Source organism: Curtobacterium sp. 9128, assembly GCF_007673775.1.
Lineage (GTDB): Bacteria > Actinomycetota > Actinomycetes > Actinomycetales > Microbacteriaceae > Curtobacterium.
Genome location: NZ_VEAF01000007.1, coordinates 161,242 through 178,513 on the forward strand (window position 1 = coordinate 161,242; position 17,272 = coordinate 178,513).

Annotated in this window: 19 protein-coding genes; 2 read left to right on the forward strand and 17 right to left on the reverse strand. The window is 70.3% G+C overall.

The features are described 5' to 3' along the window. Nucleotides 1–7: 7 nt before the first annotated feature. The 8 genes from FS641_RS15685 to FS641_RS15720 form a co-directional block, all read right to left on the reverse strand. Entirely contained in the window at nt 8–1,069 is a 1,062-nt protein-coding gene (locus FS641_RS15685) for a hypothetical protein (RefSeq protein WP_260855871.1), read from the reverse strand. Nucleotides 1,070–1,209: 140 nt separating this feature from the next. Then, nucleotides 1,210–1,758, reverse strand: coding sequence for a DivIVA domain-containing protein (locus FS641_RS15690; RefSeq protein ID WP_144765496.1), 549 nt, complete (start codon nt 1,756–1,758; stop codon nt 1,210–1,212). Nucleotides 1,759–1,815: 57 nt separating this feature from the next. Then, nucleotides 1,816–2,814 carry a phosphatidate cytidylyltransferase gene (locus FS641_RS15695; protein ID WP_144765497.1) on the reverse strand — a complete coding sequence of 333 codons (999 nt, stop codon included), beginning with the start codon at nt 2,812–2,814 and terminating at the stop codon, nt 1,816–1,818. Further along, nucleotides 2,814–3,368, reverse strand: a complete 555-nt coding sequence (gene frr / locus FS641_RS15700; RefSeq protein WP_144765499.1) for a ribosome recycling factor — start codon at nt 3,366–3,368, stop codon at nt 2,814–2,816. Before frr ends, FS641_RS15695 begins: the two co-directional genes overlap by 1 nt. Nucleotides 3,369–3,414: 46 nt before the next feature. After that, nucleotides 3,415–4,134, reverse strand: coding sequence for a UMP kinase (pyrH, locus tag FS641_RS15705; RefSeq protein WP_144765501.1), 720 nt, complete (start codon nt 4,132–4,134; stop codon nt 3,415–3,417). A 120-nt stretch (nt 4,135–4,254) separates the two neighbouring features. Next, nucleotides 4,255–5,082: a translation elongation factor Ts gene (gene tsf / locus FS641_RS15710; protein WP_144765504.1), complete on the reverse strand. Its 828-nt coding sequence runs from the start codon at nt 5,080–5,082 to the stop codon at nt 4,255–4,257. Nucleotides 5,083–5,170: 88 nt separating this feature from the next. Next, a complete protein-coding gene (rpsB, locus tag FS641_RS15715; protein ID WP_144765506.1) occupies nt 5,171–6,091 on the reverse strand; it encodes a 30S ribosomal protein S2 in 921 nt (306 codons plus the stop codon). 258 nt (nt 6,092–6,349) lie between these two features. After that, nucleotides 6,350–7,792, reverse strand: a complete 1,443-nt coding sequence (locus tag FS641_RS15720) for a sugar porter family MFS transporter (protein ID WP_260855872.1) — start codon at nt 7,790–7,792, stop codon at nt 6,350–6,352. Nucleotides 7,793–8,217: 425 nt separating this feature from the next. Between FS641_RS15720 and FS641_RS15725 the strand changes: the two genes are divergently transcribed. Beyond that, a complete protein-coding gene (locus FS641_RS15725) occupies nt 8,218–8,904 on the forward strand; it encodes a M23 family metallopeptidase (protein ID WP_144765508.1) in 687 nt (228 codons plus the stop codon). Between the two features lie 185 nt (nt 8,905–9,089). Here the strand turns inward: FS641_RS15725 and FS641_RS15730 are convergent, their stop codons facing one another. The 9 genes from FS641_RS15730 to rplS form a co-directional block, all read right to left on the reverse strand. Beyond that, nucleotides 9,090–10,040 carry a tyrosine recombinase XerC gene (locus tag FS641_RS15730; protein WP_144765510.1) on the reverse strand — a complete coding sequence of 317 codons (951 nt, stop codon included), beginning with the start codon at nt 10,038–10,040 and terminating at the stop codon, nt 9,090–9,092. An 80-nt stretch (nt 10,041–10,120) separates the two neighbouring features. Then, nucleotides 10,121–11,413, reverse strand: a complete 1,293-nt coding sequence (dprA, locus tag FS641_RS15735; RefSeq protein ID WP_144765511.1) for a DNA-processing protein DprA — start codon at nt 11,411–11,413, stop codon at nt 10,121–10,123. Next, on the reverse strand, nt 11,410–12,945 hold the full coding sequence (locus FS641_RS15740) for a YifB family Mg chelatase-like AAA ATPase (RefSeq protein WP_144765513.1): 1,536 nt from the start codon (nt 12,943–12,945) through the stop codon (nt 11,410–11,412). Before FS641_RS15740 ends, dprA begins: the two co-directional genes overlap by 4 nt. Next, complete coding sequence (locus FS641_RS15745) at nt 12,942–13,325, reverse strand: YraN family protein (protein WP_144765515.1); 384 nt, start codon at nt 13,323–13,325, stop codon at nt 12,942–12,944. The genes FS641_RS15740 and FS641_RS15745 overlap by 4 nt, the downstream gene beginning before the upstream one ends. Nucleotides 13,326–13,464: 139 nt before the next feature. Next, nucleotides 13,465–13,815 carry an Lsr2 family protein gene (locus FS641_RS15750; RefSeq protein WP_144765517.1) on the reverse strand — a complete coding sequence of 117 codons (351 nt, stop codon included), beginning with the start codon at nt 13,813–13,815 and terminating at the stop codon, nt 13,465–13,467. 105 nt (nt 13,816–13,920) lie between these two features. Next, nucleotides 13,921–14,244: a DUF2469 family protein gene (locus FS641_RS15755; RefSeq protein WP_144765519.1), complete on the reverse strand. Its 324-nt coding sequence runs from the start codon at nt 14,242–14,244 to the stop codon at nt 13,921–13,923. 134 nt (nt 14,245–14,378) lie between these two features. Continuing rightward, nucleotides 14,379–15,080: a ribonuclease HII gene (locus FS641_RS15760; RefSeq protein WP_144765521.1), complete on the reverse strand. Its 702-nt coding sequence runs from the start codon at nt 15,078–15,080 to the stop codon at nt 14,379–14,381. Next, nucleotides 15,077–15,823: a signal peptidase I gene (gene lepB / locus FS641_RS15765; protein WP_144765523.1), complete on the reverse strand. Its 747-nt coding sequence runs from the start codon at nt 15,821–15,823 to the stop codon at nt 15,077–15,079. The genes FS641_RS15760 and lepB overlap by 4 nt, the downstream gene beginning before the upstream one ends. 117 nt (nt 15,824–15,940) lie before the next feature. Continuing rightward, a complete protein-coding gene (rplS, locus tag FS641_RS15770) occupies nt 15,941–16,297 on the reverse strand; it encodes a 50S ribosomal protein L19 (RefSeq protein ID WP_144765525.1) in 357 nt (118 codons plus the stop codon). A 165-nt stretch (nt 16,298–16,462) separates the two neighbouring features. Between rplS and map the strand changes: the two genes are divergently transcribed. Then, nucleotides 16,463–17,245 (forward strand): type I methionyl aminopeptidase, encoded by a 783-nt coding sequence (gene map / locus FS641_RS15775; RefSeq protein ID WP_144765527.1) that lies wholly within the window; start codon nt 16,463–16,465, stop codon nt 17,243–17,245. The last annotated feature ends 27 nt before the right edge of the window (nt 17,246–17,272 follow it).

Here is a 17,272-nt window from a genome sequence, read left to right on the forward strand (position 1 = left end):
CCGCCGATCAGTACCAGTTGAAGGACTGGCTGTGACCCCACGCACCGCAGGGGGTGCCGTAGACGCCGGAGATGTAGTTGAGGCCCCACGTGATCTGGGTCGCCGGGTTGGTCTGCCAGTCGGCACCGACGCTCGCCATCTTGCTGCCGGGCAGTGCCTGCGGGATGCCGTACGCGCCGCTCGGGTTGTACGCGTTGACGCGCCAGCCCGACTCCTTGTTCCAGAGGGACACGAGGCAGTTGTACTGGTCGGTCCCCCACCCGCGGGCGGTGACGAGCTCGAGCGCGATCGCCTGGGCGCTACCCGGGTTCGGGGCGGCGGCGACGGCCGCGAGGCTGTTCGACGGGGTGACGGCCTTCTTCGTGGTGGTCGTCGCGTCGTCGGTGGTCGCTGCCGGGGTCTCCACCGGCGCGACGACGACGGGTGCCGGCTTGGTGATGTCGTACCCGTCGCGGGCGACGTCGAACGATCCGTACGTGCCGTGCGCGGTGTACACCTGCGCTGCCGGGGCCTTCGTCAGCACCGGCGTGGTGACCGCAGCCTGGGCGACGTCGGCCTGCAGTGGGTTGAAGAGCGAACCGCCCGCGAGGAAGGCGACCGCGAAGAACGACAGCGCGGGGATCGTCGACCGGCGGCGCATGAAGCCGTTCAGGGTCGTGTCCTTCGGCGTCGACCGCGGACCGGTCAGCGCGGCACCGGAGGCTGCACGGGTCGCGACGGCGCGACGCTGAGCCCCCGTCCGACGCTGCTGCACGATACGGGCGTCCGCCGGCGTGGCGGGCACGGCCTCGGCGATCGCCTGCGTGGTGTCGCTGACGCGGTTGTCCGCGACGGACTTCGGGGCCGACGTCGCCGCGGAGCGCGACTCGGTCGTGGCACCGTGCGCCGCGGTCGGGGTCGACTGCGCCCGCTCCGACGCGACTGCGCCGAGCGTGGCGTCCACCAGGGGAACCGGGGTCTCCGCGGTGCGGATCCGGTTCAGTGCCGCGCGGCGTTCGCTGGGGACCTGGTGGTCGAGCTGCTGCCGGGATGCGCGGTCGGATCGAATGTCTGCCGTGTGCCTGCCCATGAGTCCGTCCAGGATAACGGAGCGATCACGGAAAGCGAAGCATCGGGAGCAGGCGGCGTTTCGTCGGCTTCGATCCAGAGGGTTCCGGGTCCGGTCAGCGGACGATCTCGGGTCCGGTCGGCGGCCCGCTCCGGGTCCGGTCAGCGGACGGCGAGCATGACCTCGACGACCGCGTCGAGGAGCGCGTCCACCTGGACCTCGCGGTAGCCGCCGTGCTTCGGGCGGAACACGATCGAGCGCACCTCGGTCAGGCTGAGCGGCTTGCCCTCGCGGAAGTACCCGGCGAGCCGCTTCGCGAACGCGTCGACGTCCTTCGGGTGGTACCCGGTGGACAGGAAGCTGACCCGGTGGAACCGCTGCCCGTCGGGACGCTCCAACCGTGCCACGACGTCGGAGGCCTTCGTCCGCGCCTCGGCGTACCAGGTCTTCTGGCCGACCTCGGCGATCTCCCGCTCACGCTCGCGCGAGGCGAAGGCGTCCTCGAGCCGCTCGAGCGCGGCGTCCACGTGCTGCGTGGAGTAGCCGCCCTTCTTCATCGAGAAGGCTGTGGCGCGGATCTTCGCCGCCTCGATCCCGGGGGCGCTGTCGTTGGCCGTGTAGGCGCGACGGGCGTCCTCGAGGAACCGGTCCACCTCGTCGACGTCGTAGCCGAGGACGGAGCGGGGGGCGATCGGGAAGGTCGTGGGCACGGCGACATTCTGCCAGCCCGGTTCCCTGGGGGAAGCTGGACGCGCTGAACGCGTCGCTCAGTGGTTGACGAGGAGGTACAGCACGTACGCGACCGCTGCCGAGGGCAGGATGCTGTCGATCCGGTCGAGCAGGCCGCCGTGTCCGGGGAGGAACGACGAGATGTCCTTGATGCCGAGGTCCCGCTTGATCATCGACTCGGTGAGGTCGCCGAGCGTTGCCGAACCGGAGATCAGGACACCGAGGACGATGCCAGCCCACCAGGGCAGCCCGAGCATGAGCCACGACACGACGATGCCGACGATGATGCTCGCCGCCACCGAGCCCGCGAAGCCCTCCCACGTCTTCTTCGGGCTGATCCGCGGCGCCATCGGGTGCTTGCCGAGGTTGAGGCCGGTCGCGTACGCGCCGGTGTCGACCGCGACCACCACGAGGATGAACCCGACGACCCACAGCGGCCCGCCGGGCTGTGCCGACAGCAGCACGACGCAGGCGCCGAGCAGGGTCACGTAGGCCTGGACGAACAGCCCGCTCGTGAGGTCGCGGACCACGTCACCGGCGGACGGCCGATCGTGGCTGACCGCGACCTCGACGAGGCGCCAGACGGAGATCAGGACGATGCCGCCGAGGATCGTGAACAGCGCCTCGACCTGGCCACCGAGGAACGCCGCCGGCACCATGGCGATGCCGGTGGCGACGCTCGGGATGCGTGGGACGTCCCGCCCGGCGAAGCGCATGGCGCTCGCGAGCTCCCACACGCCGAAGCCGATCAGGAACGCCGCGACGACCATGAAGGCCGGCGACCAGATGAGCAGCGAACCGAGCATCACGACCGCGAAGGCGAGCGCGATCGCGATCGCCGCCGGCAGGTTGCGGCCGGTCCGTGCGGTCAGCGCCTCGTTGCGCGCGTCGAAGGACGCGCGACGTTGGCGGATCTGCGCCTCGAAGTCCGACCGAGCGGCGCGGGCCCTGGCATCGAAGTCCTGCCGGAGACCCTTCGCCGACGGTCGGGTGTCATCTGCTGTCGGGCGGTCTGCGCCCTCGTCACGACGGGGCATCAGACCTCGAGGAGTTCGGCTTCCTTCTTCTTCAGCGCGTCGTCGATCTGGTCGACGTGCTTCTTCGTGAGGACCTCGAGGTCCTTGTCACCGCGGGCGATCTCGTCGTCGGAGATCTCACCCTTCAGCGCGTCGAGGTCGTCCTTGGCCTTGCGGCGGATGTTGCGGATGACGACCTTGTGGTCCTCGCCCTTGCCGCGGACGAGCTTCACGAACTCCTTGCGGCGGTCCTGGGTCAGCTCGGGGATCGTCACGCGCACGATCTCGCCGTCGTTGGTCGGGCTCGCCCCGAGGTTCGGGAACGTGGCGATCGCGCGCTCGATCTCCTTGAGCGCCGACTTGTCGTACGGCGTCACGATGAGCGTCCGGGCCTCCGGCGTCTGGAGGGACGCCAGCTGCGCGAGCGGCGTCGGCGAGCCGTAGTAGTCCACCGGGATCTTCTGGAAGAGTGCGGCGTTGATGCGGCCGGTCCGGACGGTCGCGAAGTCGTCCTTGGCGACGTCGACCGCCTTCGCCATCTTCTCGGTGGCCTCGGTCATGACATCACTGATCACGGTGGTTCTCCTTCGGTACGTCGTCGAGTCTAGTCAGCGCTGCGGGTCAGTTGCTGACCACGGTGCCGATGCGCTCACCCCGGATGGCGGCCTGCACGTTGCCGCCGGGCTCCATCCCGAAGACGTGCATCGGCATGCCGTTGTCCATGCAGAGCGAGAAGGCGGTGGCGTCGACGACCTTGAGTCCCTGCATCAGGGCGTCCTGGTACGTGACGTGGTGCAGCTTCTCGGCGGTCGGGTCCTTCTTCGGGTCGGCCGAGTACACGCCGTCCACGCCGTTCTTGGCGACGAGGACCTCCTGCGCGCCGATCTCGAGCGCGCGCTGGGCCGCAACGGTGTCGGTCGAGAAGTAGGGCAGCCCGGCGCCGGCGCCGAAGATCACGACCCGACCCTTCTCCAGGTGGCGCTCGGCGCGGCGCGGGATGTACGGCTCCGCGACCTGGGTCATGCTGATCGCCGACTGCACGCGCGTGGCGGCGCCGGCCTGCTCGAGGAAGTCCTGCAGCGCCAGCGCGTTCATCACGGTGCCGAGCATCCCCATGTAGTCCGCACGCCCGCGGTCCATGCCGCGCTGCGACAGCTCCGCCCCGCGGAAGAAGTTCCCACCGCCGACCACGATCGCGATCTCGACGTCCTGCGCGGCGACCGCGATCTCCTTCGCGATGCTGCTGATCACGTCGGGGTTGACGCCCAGGGAGCCGGCGCCGAAGGCCTCCCCCGAGAGCTTCAGCAGGACCCGGCGTCGTCCGGTCTTCTCATCGGTCATGTGCTCGCACCCTTCGTCGAGGAGTCTCGTGGGAATCTAACAGCGCCCGGGCCGCGCTGACGCGGCGGGCGCGAAAACGGGGTCAGGAACCGATTGGTTCCTGACCCCGTCACGGGTTCGTTACGCGCCGACCTTGACGCGGGCGAAGCCCTGGATCGTGATGCCGGCGTTCTCGGCGGCCTTCGCGACGGAGATCTTGTTGTCCTTCGCGTAGTCCTGGTCGAGCAGCGCGATGCCCTTGATGAAGGCGTTGACGCGACCCTCGACGATCTTCGGGAGGGCGGCCTCGGGCTTGCCCTCCTCGCGGGTGATCGCCTCGACCGTCGCGCGCTCCTTCTCGATCGCCTCGGCCGGGACCTCGTCGCGCGTGAGGTACGACGGGTTGGCGAACGCGACGTGCTGCGCGATGGAGCGGGCCTCGGCGGCGTTGTCACCGTCGTAGGCGACGACCACGGCGATCTGCGGGGGCAGGTCCTGGCTCGTCTTGTGCAGGTAGATCTCGAAGTTCGTGCCCTCGACACGGCGGACCGTGCGGACCTCGAGCTTCTCGCCGAGCGCGGCAGCGCTCTCGTTGACGACCTCGAGCACGGTCTTGCCCTCGAGCGGCGCGGCGTTCGCGGAGGCGACGTCGGTCACACCCGCGGCGGCGGCAGCGCCGAGCACCTTGTCGGCGAGGGTCGTGAACTTCTCGTTCTTCGCGACGAAGTCGGTCTCGGACGCGAGCTCGATCACGGTGGCGGCACCGTTCTCGGCGGTCGCGACGACGACACCCTCGCTCGTGGCGCGGTCGTCGCGCTTGGCGACGGCCTTCGCACCCTTGATGCGGAGCAGCTCGACGGCCTTGTCGTAGTCGCCGTCGGCCTCGACGAGCGCGTTCTTCGCGTCCATCATGCCGGCCCCGAGGTCCTCGCGGAGCTTCTTCACGTCCTGAGCGGTGAAGTTTGCCATTGACTGGCGTCCTTTCTGGGACTGTACGTGTGTGGAGAGAGAGCGGCGTCGAGGGCGCCGAGCCGAACGGCCCGGCGCCCTCGGACACTCACTCGGCGGGGGTGGTCTCCGCGGCGGCCTCGGCCTCGGCGGTCGGCTCGGCGTTCTTCGCCTCGTCGGGGATCGGCTCGCCGATCTCCTTCGCGGCGACCTGGGCGTCCGCGTCGTTCTCCTCGACGGGTGCCTCGGTCGCGGCGGCGGCCGGAGCGGCGGTCTCGCCGCCGAGGAGCTCCTGCTCCCACTCGGCGAGGGGCTCGGAGGCCTCGTCGTCGTCGCCACCGTTGTGACGGGTCTTGAGGCCCTCGGCCGCGGCGTCCGCGATGATGCGGGTCAGCAGGCCGACGGAGCGGATCGCGTCGTCGTTGCCCGGGATCGGGTAGGTGATCTCGTCGGGGTCGCAGTTGGTGTCGAGGATGCCGATGACCGGGATCCCGAGCTTCTGCGCCTCGTCGACCGCGAGGTGCTCCTTCTTCGTGTCGACGATCCAGAGCGCGCTCGGGGTCCGCGTGAGGTTGCGGATGCCGCCGAGGGTCTTGTGGAGCTTGTCCAGCTCGCGCTTCTTGATGAGGAGCTCCTTCTTGGTGAAGCCCTTCGTCGTGTCGTCGAAGTCGATCTCCTCGAGCTCCTTCATGCGCGCGAGGCGCTTGGAGACCGTCTGGAAGTTCGTGAGCAGACCGCCGAGCCAACGCTGGTTGACGTACGGCTGGCCGACGCGGGTCGCCTGCTCGGCGATGGAGCCCTGCGCCTGCTTCTTGGTGCCCACGAAGAGGATCGTGCCACCGTGCGAGACCGTCTCCTTGACGAAGTCGTACGCGCGGTCGATGTAGGCCAGCGACTGCTGCAGGTCGATGATGTGGATGCCCGAGCGCTCGGCGAGGATGAAGCGCTTCACCTTCGGGTTCCACCGACGGGTCTGGTGTCCGAAGTGGACGCCGCTGTCCAGCAGCTGGCGGATGGTGACGACGGCCATGTGCCGTCCTCCTTCATGTGTTCTCGGCGCACGGCATCACCGTGCACCTGGTGCGGTTGTGTCGACCACGACCGGAGGTCGTGGTCCCTGGTGCCCTGGCACGCGACCGCCCGTTCGAGAACGGGACCGGTGATCGGGTGCGCCACGTGGACACGCGAAGTCAGCGCGCACAGCGCGCTGCTGCAGAAATAGTAGCAGGACATACGGGAGGCACGGTGCGGGTCCGACCCGCACCGTGCCTCCTGTCTGTTGCCGGGTCTACGCCTTGGCGTCGACCGTGTCGCCCTCGGCGGTGATGCCCATCTCCTCGAGCGAGCGGCCCTTGGTCTCGGGGATCTTCGCGATGACGAAGAAGAGCGAGATCAGCGCGAACAGCGCGTAGATGCCGTAGGTGACCGTGAGGTTGAAGCCGGACAGCACCGGGAACGTGATCGTGACGAGGAAGTTCGCGACCCAGTTGGCGGCCGAACCGATGCCGAGCGCCGTGGCGCGGATGCGGTTCGGGAACATCTCGCCGAGCAGGACCCACATGAGCGGCCCCCACGTGGCGCCGAACGAGACGACGAAGAGGTTCGCGAAGATCAGCGCGATGATGCCCCACGCACCGGGCAGCTGCGGCGAGCCGTCCACGATCGTCGCCTGCGAGAACGCGATCGCCACCATGAGCAGCGACACGAACATCCCCGCGGAACCGGCGGTCAGCAGCGGCTTCCGGCCGAGCTTGTCCACCGTGAAGATCGCGATGAAGGTCACGGCGACGTTGACGACCGAGGTGATGGTCGAGATGAGGAACGAGTCGCTCTCCTTGAACCCGACGGCCTGCCAGAGGGTCGTCGAGTAGTAGAAGATCACGTTGATGCCGACGAACTGCTGCAGCACCGCGAGGATGATGCCGACCCAGACGATGGGCTGGAGACCGAAGCGGTTGCCGCGGATCGAGCCCTTCTTCTCCGTGGCTTCCTTGTCGATGCCGTCCTGGATCTCCTCCAGGCTCGTGTTCACGGTGTCGCGCGGGACGATCTTCGTCATCACGTCGCGGGCGTCGTCACTCCGGCCCTTCGCGAGCAGGTAGCGCGGGGACTCCGGCAGCGTGATCGCCAGGATGCCGTAGACGATCGAGGGAACCACGCCGACGAGGAACATCCAGCGCCACGCCGGGAGCCCGAACACCTCGGCCGACGCGCTGCCCGCGGTCACCGCGAAGAACTGGTCGGAGAGCAGGGCGGCGAAGATGCCGAGGGTGATGGCGAGCTGCTGGAACGACGCCAGGCGCCCGCGGATCGCCTTCGGGGAGACCTCGGAGATGTAGGCCGGGGCGATGACCGATGCGGTACCGATGCCGAGACCGCCGACCAGACGCCAGATCACGAAGTCCCACGTGGCGAACGCGAAGCCCGAGCCGATCGACGAAACCAGGAACAGCACCGCCGCCCAGAACATGATCCGGGTGCGGCCGAAGCGGTCGGCGAGACGGCCGGCGAAGAAGGCGCCGAAGGCGCAGCCGATCAGGGCGGAGGCCACGGCGAACCCGCTGGCGGCTTCGGACAGGCCGAACTCGCCCTTGATCGCGTCGACGGCGCCGTTGATGACCGACGAGTCGAAACCGAAGAGGAAACCGCCCACCGCTGCTGCGATGGCGAACGCGGTGACCTTCCCCTTGAACGCACGGTCCTCGCCGTGCCCGGTGGTCGTGTTTGCCACGATGCTCCTGGGTTCTGCCGCCGTGCTCTCGTGGGCACGGTGCCCCGGCGGTCGGCTGGTTCGCCGTCCGAGCGGCGTTGCGTGTTCCGGAGCGGCCCCGACGATACTCCTTCGGCGGCGAGTGGTCATAACCGGGTGCGAGGGAGCGGGGCGGGGCGGGGGCTGGGGGCGGGGCTGGCCGGGGCGGGCGGGGGCGGGCTGGTCGTCGACTCGGAACGACAGTGTCGCTGTCGTACGACATCGACGTCGTCGCTCGTTGCGCGCGCAACTGTTGCGCACGCCGGGTGACGACAGTGTCGCTGTCGTACGACATCGACGTTGTCGTCCGTTGCGCACGCGCCGCTCCCTCCACTGCCGGGAGGCTCGGCACACCGTCCACAGATCGGCCTCCGTCCGACACGGCGCTGCTCCACTGCACGAGGCTGATGAAGGTGATCCGTACCGCCGCCTCGTCCCTCATCGCCGCTCTGTCCATCGGCGCACTGCTGTCCATCGGCGCAGTGCTGTCCGTCGGCGCCGGACCACCCGTCGGCAACGAGCTGCCCGTCGGCGCCGGGCTGCTCGGTCGCTCCGGTTCCGGTGTCCTGCTCGCGCTCTCACCCGCACCTGCAGCCGCGCCGGCGCCGGCGCCGGCGCCGGACCAGCCTCCGGCGCGCACTCCCCCACTTCCGTCCGCCGCGGCGCGCGGGTCCGAGCCGTGGGTCTGGCCCACCGGCGTGCGCGTGGTCGAACGTCCGTGGCAGGCACCGGACGACGACTACTCCGCGGGGCATCGTGGGCTCGACGTGCCGGCGCCGCTCGGGACGGCTGCCGTCGCTGTGGACGACGGCGTCGTGGCGTTCGCCGGCCAGGTCGGCGGGCGTCCCCTCGTGACGATCGACCACGGCGACGGGGTGGTGAGCACGCTCGACTCCCTCGACCCTGCGGTGGAGGCCGGGGACGAGGTCCGGCAGGGCGCGGTCGTCGGCCGGGTCGTGGCCGGGCACTGTCCCGCGAGTGCGCCCTGCCTGCACCTCGGCGCGCGGGTCGACGGCCGCTACGTCGATCCGACGCCGTTCCTGCCGCCCGCCGCTTGGCCGGTGCTGCTCCCGGAGTCGGCGTGGCCCGGGTGACCGTCCCGACCTGCGCGGTGCTGTTGCCCGTCCCGACCCTCGCCGCCGGGGGTCGCCGTCCGGCGTGCGCGACACCGCTCGGCCTCCCGTTCGGGTCCGTCGCGGCTGCGGCCCGTCGTGGCTGCGGCCCGTCCTGGTTCCGGCCCGACGCTGTTTCGGTCGACGCGGTTCCGGCCGGTCGCGGTTCAGGCTCGCGGGTGTGCTGTCCGGTAGACCTCGCGGAGGCGAGCCGAGGACACGTGCGTGTAGATCTGCGTCGTCCCGAGACTCGCATGACCGAGCAACTCCTGCACTGCCCGGAGGTCCGCGCCGCCGTCGAGCAGGTGCGTCGCTGCCGTGTGCCGGAACGTATGGGGCCCACTCGGACCCTCGCCGGGCAGATCCTGCAGCAGCCGCGCCACGACCCGGTAGGCGCTCCGGACCCCGAGCCGCCCACCCCGATCGCCGAGGAAGAGCGCCTGACCCGTCGCAGCCGACTGCCCCGTTCCGGCGATCGCACCACGTGCGGCGAGCACCGGGCGGCCTCGCTCGAGCCACGCCTCCAGTGCGTCACGCGCCGGCGTGCCGAACGGGACGACGCGCTCCTTGCCGCCCTTGCCGAGCACCCGCACGGTCAAGCGCCCGCGATCGACGTCCGGCACGTCGATCCCGACGAGTTCGCTCACGCGGATCGCGGCCGCGTAGAGGAGCTCGACGAGGGCGAGGTCGCGCAGCGCGGATGCGTCGTCGCCGACCGCGCGGGCACTCAGCCCGTCGAGGAGCACGCGGACCTGGTCCTGGGAGACGACCCGCGGAAGGTGCGCGGCGCCCTTCGGAGCACGCAGCCGGACCCCGGGGTCGACCTGCAGGATCCCGGTCTCGGTCGCCCACCGGCTGAAGGCCCGGACGGACGAGGACCGCCTCGCGATGCTCGACCGAGCGAGTCCACGCTCGTTGGCGTCCCAGAGCCAGTCACGGAGCAGCTCGAGCGAGACGTCCTGCGCGCGAGCGACGGTTCGGTCCTCGGCGAAGCGCAGCAGGTCCTCGAGGTCGCCGCGGTACGCCCGGACGGTCTGCGCGCTCAACCCTCGGACGTGTGCGGCATCGTCGAGGAAGGCCGTGACGGCCGCGCCGAGTGTCGCGCCGTGGTCGTCCATGGAGCACAGCGTAAGCGTGCTCGGCCGAAGGGTCTCGTGGGACGTTCGGCGTGCCCGGGTGGCGGGTCGTCCCACTCCACTCACGTCCTCTCCCGTCTGCCGGTCCGCGCGCCACGGCCCGCGCTTCCCGTTCCTCCCACCCGCAACCACCCGTCCGACTCCGCGCGGACGAGCCCCTGGAGCTCCGCGAGTGCGAGCGCGTCCGCCGTCGCAACGGTCGACAGCCCGGACCGTCGGGCGATCTCGGTCACGCCGATCGGTCGACGGCCGAGGGCATCGACGACGCGGAGTACCTCCGGGTCCTCGGCCGGCGCGGCGAGCGCGGGCGTCGGCTCGATGCCGCCGTCACCGTGGACGCCCCTGGCTGCTCGAGCAGGGTCGGACGGTCCGACGACGAGCTGCGCCACGCCGTCGGCCACCAGCCGGTGACACCCGACCGATGCCGGCGACGAGAACGCTCCGGGGACGGCGAACACCGGGCGACCGAGTTGCCCCGCGTGGTGCGCGGTGTTGAGTGCCCCGGAACGGGCGGCAGCCTCGACCACCACCACGGCGTCGGCGAGCGCGGCGATCAACCGGTTCCGCGCCAGGAACCGCCAGCGGGTCGGTCTGGTCCCGGGCGGTGACTCGGCGAGGAGCATGCCCTGCCGAGCGACGTTCCCGAGCAGTTCCACGTGCCCGGTCGGGTACAGCTGATCGATCCCACCCGCGAGGACCGCGACGGTCGGTACGCCGGCGCTGATCGCGACACGGTGCGCCACGGCGTCGATGCCGTACGCTCCCCCGCTGACGATCGTGCACCCGGCGTCGGCGGCAGCGGACGTCACCTCCGCCGCGGCCTCCGCACCGGCGACGGTGTTCGCCCGGGAACCGACGACGCCGAGCGTCGGGTGCGCGAGGACGTCCGCTGTCCCACGGCCTCGGCTCCAGAGCACGACCGGCGCGTGGTGGCCGAGGTCGGCCATCCCGTCCGGCCACTCCGGGTCGCCGGGCAGGACCAACACCGCGCCGACTGCGGCCGCCCGTGCGACAGCTCCGGTGGCCGCCGACTCGGCCCCGTCGAGCCGTGGGCTCCACCGTCCGAGCGCGCCCCGGACGGATCCTTCGAACGCGGCGAGTTCCACATCTGCGACACCACCGACGTCGAGGCATGCTCGGGCGACGGCACCGACACGACCGCGAGCCTCGGAACGCACGGCACCGAGCGCGCGCACCGCTCCCAGCGCCGCGATGAGCGCGCCGGCCACCGCATCGCCGGGTTCGGCGAGGGTGCTCCAGGTGACCAGGGCCGCGGCCGCCTCGGGGTCGGTGTCCACCCCGGCGCGACGGACCGCAGTGACGTCGACGTTGGTGGCCCGGTGCTGCCCGTTCACAGTGCGCCCCGCAGCCCGATGGCGGCGCGGACCTGTTCCGTCCCCGGTCGCTCCACGCCGTCGAGGTCCGACATCGTCCACGCCAGCCGGAGTGCGCGGTCCCAGCCGCGCATGGTGAGGGTCCCGAGGTCGAGCGCCCGGTCCAGCTCCGCGGTCGAACCCGGTGCGGCGCGTCCGGGCCCGCGGAGCCACGTCCCCGGGACCTCGGCGTTCCGCGTCCAGCCGGTGCCGGCCAGCCGGTCGTGCATCCTGGCTCGAGCCGCATCGACGACGGCGCGGGCCTCGCGGGTGCTGGGTGCGGATCCGTCGGCAGCGCGGAGGGCTGCCGTGGTCACCCGGTCGACCCGCACGCGGATGTCAATGCGGTCGAGCAGCGGACCGGACATCCGGCCGAGGTAGCGTCGGCGGGTCGTCGCCGAACAGGCGCAGACCGGGGCGTTCTCCTCCCCCGACCTCGCGCCCGCGTTGCCGCAGGGACAGGGGTTCGCGGCGAGCACGACCTGGCACCGCGCGGGGAACTCTGCCGCTCCCGCTGCCCGGTGCACCGTGATGCGACCGGACTCGAGCGGTTGGCGGAGCGCGTCGAGCACGGCTCGGGGGAACTCGGGGGCCTCGTCGAGGAAGAGCACGCCCCTGGTGGCCCGTGAAACGGCCCCGGGTCGGATCGTCCCGGAGCCCCCGCCGATGAGCGCGATGGCCGAGGCCGAGTGATGTGGGGCTTCCCACGGCGGCCGGACCGTCCACGACCGTGCTCCCAGGCCGGCGACCGACCGCACGGACGCCACTTCGAGCGCCGCTTCGGCGTCCAGGTCCGGCAACAGTGCCGGCAGGCGTTCCGCCAGCATGGTCTTGCCGGCACCCGGTGGACCGAGGAGCAGCACGTGGTGGCCCCCGGCAGCAGCGGCGAGCACCGCGCGGACACCGATCGCGTTCCCGACGACGTCGGCGAGTTCCGCCGTCGGCGTCGGCAGCGGCACGGCTGTGTCGGCCAGGACCGGGTCGACGTCGACCGGCGGCAGCAGGGCTCCGGCGTCGATGGCGGCACCGCGGAGCGAGTCGACTCCGGTGACGACCACGCCCGGGACCACCTGCGCCTCCGCGAGGTTGCCCACCGGGACGACCACGCGGTCGGCGCCGGCATCGCGGGCGGCCACCGTCATCGGGATGACCCCGGGAACCGGTCGGACCCGACCGTCGAGCCCGAGTTCGCCGACGTAGACGATCCGGTGGGACACCTCCGGCGCCGTGCCCGCCGCCGCGAGCACGGCCATCGCGATCGCGAGGTCGAACCCGGAGCCGCGCTTCGGGATGGCCGCGGGGGTCAGGTTGACGGTGATGCGACGGGCAGGCAGCGGGCACCCCGCGTTGGCTGCTGCCGACCGAACCCGCTCGCGGGCCTCACCGAGTGAGGTGTCCGGGAGCCCGATGATGCTGAACCCCGGCAACTGGCTCGACAGGTGCGCTTCGACCTCGACGAGCCGCCCGGCGGTCCCGAGCAACGCCACGGCCGAGGCCCGCCCGATGTCGGTCACGCGATCGCCTCGACGTGCTCGACGACCGACCGCTCACCCAGCACGTGGACCGCGATGGCGTCGATGCGGATGTGGTCGGCGTGTTCGTCCGGATGCGCGGCGAACCACGCCGGCACGAGTCGACGGAGTCGTGCGATCTTGTCCGGCGTGATCGCTTCCAGTGGATGCCCCGCCGATGCGCCGGACCGCGTCTTGACCTCGACGAAGACCAGGTCGTCCGATCGCCTCGTGACGATGTCGATCTCGCCGCGGGCGCACCGCCAATTGCGGTCGATGACGACGTGTCCGTGGTGCTCGAGCCATTCCGCGGCGATTGCCTCACCGTGGAGCCCCAGAGCCCGTGTGTCCGACGCCCGTGTTCGCAGAGTCCGTGTTCCCATACCTCCAGGCTGGTGACCCGCGCGGTCCAACGGTGCCGCACCCCGACGTTTGTGGAGAAAACGAATTCGACGAGCGGCTGTGGAGGAACGACGAAGCCCGGTCGACCAATGGTCGACCGGGCTTCATGGTGTGTGACTACTAGTGCGCCGCTGCGTACGCTTCCTGCACCTGGGTGGAGATCCGGCCGCGCGAGGAGACCTCGTAGCCGTTCTCCTTGGCCCATTCGCGGACCTTCGCGAGTTCTTCGGAGTTCCCACGCTTCGGCGCGGCCTTCGGAGCACCCGTTCCGCCGGTACGACGTCCGCTGACCTTCCGCGCCGCGGCGACGTAGTCCGAGATCGCCTCGCGGAACTTGTCCACGTTGTCGTTCGACAGGTCGATCTCGTACGACGAACCGTCGAATGCGAATTCGACCGTGCGACCGTCACCGGGCGTGATCGGCGAGTCGTCGAGATCGTCGACGAGTTGAACGGTGACCTTCTGTGCCATTGCGTACTCCTTGTGCGGGGGAAGAAATCCGCACCAGCGTATCGCCTCGACAGATTGCACGCGCAATTCCCGCCGCGTTTCCCAGCACTTGTGTCGAAATGACGATCACTCGTCGAGAGCGAGTTCCTTCGGCAGTTCGAGTTCGCGGGCCGTGAGTTCCTCGACATTGACGTCCTTGAACGTCAACACACGCACGGACTTCACGAACCGGTCGGAGCGGTAGACGTCCCAGACCCAGACGTCGTTCATCGTCAGTTCGAAGTAGAAGTCGTGCTCGGTGTCCCGCCGGGCGAGTTCCACCTCGTTCGCCAGGTAGAAACGGCGCTCGGTCTCGACCACGTATCGGAACTGCGACACGACGTCGCGGTACTCACGGTAGAGGGCGAGCTCGACCTCGCGGTCGTAGTCGTCGAATTCGTCGTCATCCATTGCGCCCACAGTCTACGGCGCACCGGCACACCACGGACACCCGACCGGAAGCGCTCAGCGAACAGCCCGGACCGCCCAGGCGAGCAGACCCACCCGGCCAGAACGACCGGAACGACCAGAACGACCAGAACTGCCTAACCGACCGACTCCAGCGCCTCGAACCCATCCAGGGCCACGCTCGACGCCGCGTGCAACCACGTCCGCCGATGCAGTGCGTGGGGTCCCACCTCGCGGATCGCGTCGTAGTGCGCCGTCGAGCCGTAGCCCTTGTTGGACGCCCAGGCGTAGTGCGGAGCCTCGTCGTGTGCCGCCGTCATCAGGGCGTCGCGCTCGACCTTGGCGACGACGGAGGCCGCCGCGACCGACGCGCAGTCCCGGTCCGCCTTCACCCGGACGACCACGTCGAGCGGCGCGTCGGCGGTCAGTGCGGGCGGCAGCGCGCGCGAGAGCCAGTCGAACGACCCGTCGAGGACGACCACGGCGTCCGCGAAGGACACGCCGGAGGCGGCCAGGGACTCCAGCGCCCGCGCACCCGCCAGCCCGAGCGCCGGCACGATCCCCTGCTCGTCGACGAAGGACGCCGAGGCCATGCCCACGGCGGTCCTGGCCCACCGCGTCACCACCGGGACGAGTTCCGTCCGTCGCGCGGCCGAGAGGAGCTTCGAGTCCGCGAGCCCCTGCGGGACGCGTCGCACGTCCACGGTGACCGCCGCGGCACCGACGGCGACGGGTCCGGCGATCGCGCCACGGCCCACCTCGTCCACACCGATGACCGTCACGCGTCCGGCCGAGAAGTGCGCCTTCTCGACCCGGAGCGACGGCCGGACGGGCGTCACTTGTCCTTCGCCTCCACGCCCGCGAAGACGTCGGGGTAGTCCTGCAGCCAGGTCCACCGGCTGGTCGGCCAGGAGATGACGAACGCACGCCCGGTCACGTCGGACAGCGGCACGAAGCCCTTGGAGGGGGTGTCCCCGTTGTACCGGGAGTCCTTGGAGTCGTAGCGGTTGTCGCCCATCACCCAGATGGTGCCCTTCGGCACGGTGACCGAGAAGTCCGTCCCGGACGCGCGGGTCTCGCCGAGGGGCAGCTTCAGGTAGGGCTCCTTGAGCGGCACGCCGTTGACCGTCATCTGGCCGAGGTCGTTGCAGCAGGCGACCTTGTCGCCCGGCAGTCCGATGACGCGCTTGATGAGGTGGTCGTCACTGTCCCCGGTGCCGAGTCCGACCTGGGTCAGGAGCCAGTCGATCGCCTTCGCCGGCTGCGTCTGCGGCGTGACGTTCGGCACCTCGGCGCCGGTGAGCCATCCGCCCGGGTCCTTGAAGACGACGACGTCACCGCGCTTGAGTGCCACGGCGCCTGGCACGAGTTCGTTCACGATGACCCGGTCGTTGATCTGCAGCGTGTTCTCCATCGACGCGGACGGGATGTAGAACGAGCGGATCAGGAACGTCTTCACGAGGAAGGAGACGAGGAGTGCCGCGACGAAGATGATGAGGAGGTCCCGGAGGAACGTCAGCACACCGTTCCGCTGCTTGGTGGCCCGCGGCCGACGCCCTTCGTTCTCGGTCGTGTCGGTCATTCCACCCTCATGTCACGGAAAAAACGGGGAACGGGAAAGCCCCCCGTCGATGCACAACCGTACATTGACGAGGGGCGACCAGCGGAGTCCGGCTCGCGGACCTCGCTGTGAAGGCGATCAGTTGTCGCGCTTCTCCTTGATCTTGCGGCGCGCTGCCTTGCCGCGGAGTTCGCGGAGGTAGTACAGCTTGGCGCGACGGACGTCACCGCGGGTGACGACCTCGATGTGGTCGATGATCGGCGAGTGCACCGGGAACCAGCGCTCGACGCCGACCTGGAAGCTGACCTTGCGGACCTTGAAGGTCTCGCCGAGGCCGTGGCCCTGACGGCCGATGACGACGCCCTGGAAGACCTGGATACGCGAGCGCGTGCCTTCGATGATGTTGACGTGGACCTTGACGGTGTCGCCCGGACGGAAGTCCGGGACGTCGGTACGCAGCGATGCTGCGTCGACGGAGTCGAGGAGCTGGCTCATGGTCGGTTCACTCTCTGCGGACGCACACGGGTCGCCGCGGATCGGTTTCGGAAAAGAAGAGATGTACCCGGTGTCGGCGACTCCCCCGTGGCAGAGTCCAGCCAGGGCACGGCTACCAATCTTGCCACAGAACAGCGCCGAGACGAAACGCGGGAGGATGGACCCATGATCGAACTCCGTACCCCCGCCGAACTCGACGGGCTCCGGGTCGCCGGACGGTTCGTCGCCGACGTGCTCGACGAGCTGCTGACGACGGTGGACGTCGGCGTGAACCTGCTCGACCTCGACCGGGTCGCCGCGCGGATGATCGCCGACCGCGGTGCCGTCAGCTGCTACGTCGACTACCACCCCTCGTTCGGCAAGTCGCCGTTCGGCAAGCACCTCTGCACGTCCGTCAACGACGCCGCACTGCACGGGCTCCCCCACGACCGCATCCTGCGGGACGGCGACGTCGTCAGCATGGACTTCGCCGCGAGCGTGGACGGCTGGGTCGCCGACTCCGCGGTCACCGTGCAGGTGGGCACCGCGGACCCCGAGGACCAGCGGCTCATCGACACGGTCGAGCGCGCCCTGGTGGCCGGCATCGCCGAGGCGCGACCCGGCAACAAGCTCGGCGACGTCTCGCACGCCATCGGCGCGGTCGCGCACGCCGGCGGCTACGGCGTCAACCTGCAGTTCGGCGGGCACGGCGTCGGCCACACCATGCACGGCGACCCGCACGTCCCGAACGACGGACGCCCCGGACGCGGACTGAAGCTCCGGCCGGGCCTCGTCGTCGCGATCGAACCGTGGCTCATGCGCGGCACCGACGAGCTGTACCAGGACGACGACGGCTGGACGCTCAAGAGCGTCGACGGCTCACGTGCAGCCCACGTCGAGCACACGGTGGCGGTCACCGAGCAGGGTCCGGAGATCCTGACCCTCCGTCGCGCCCAGCGCGACCAGTAGACGGACGGGAGGCCCGTGGCGGTGTCG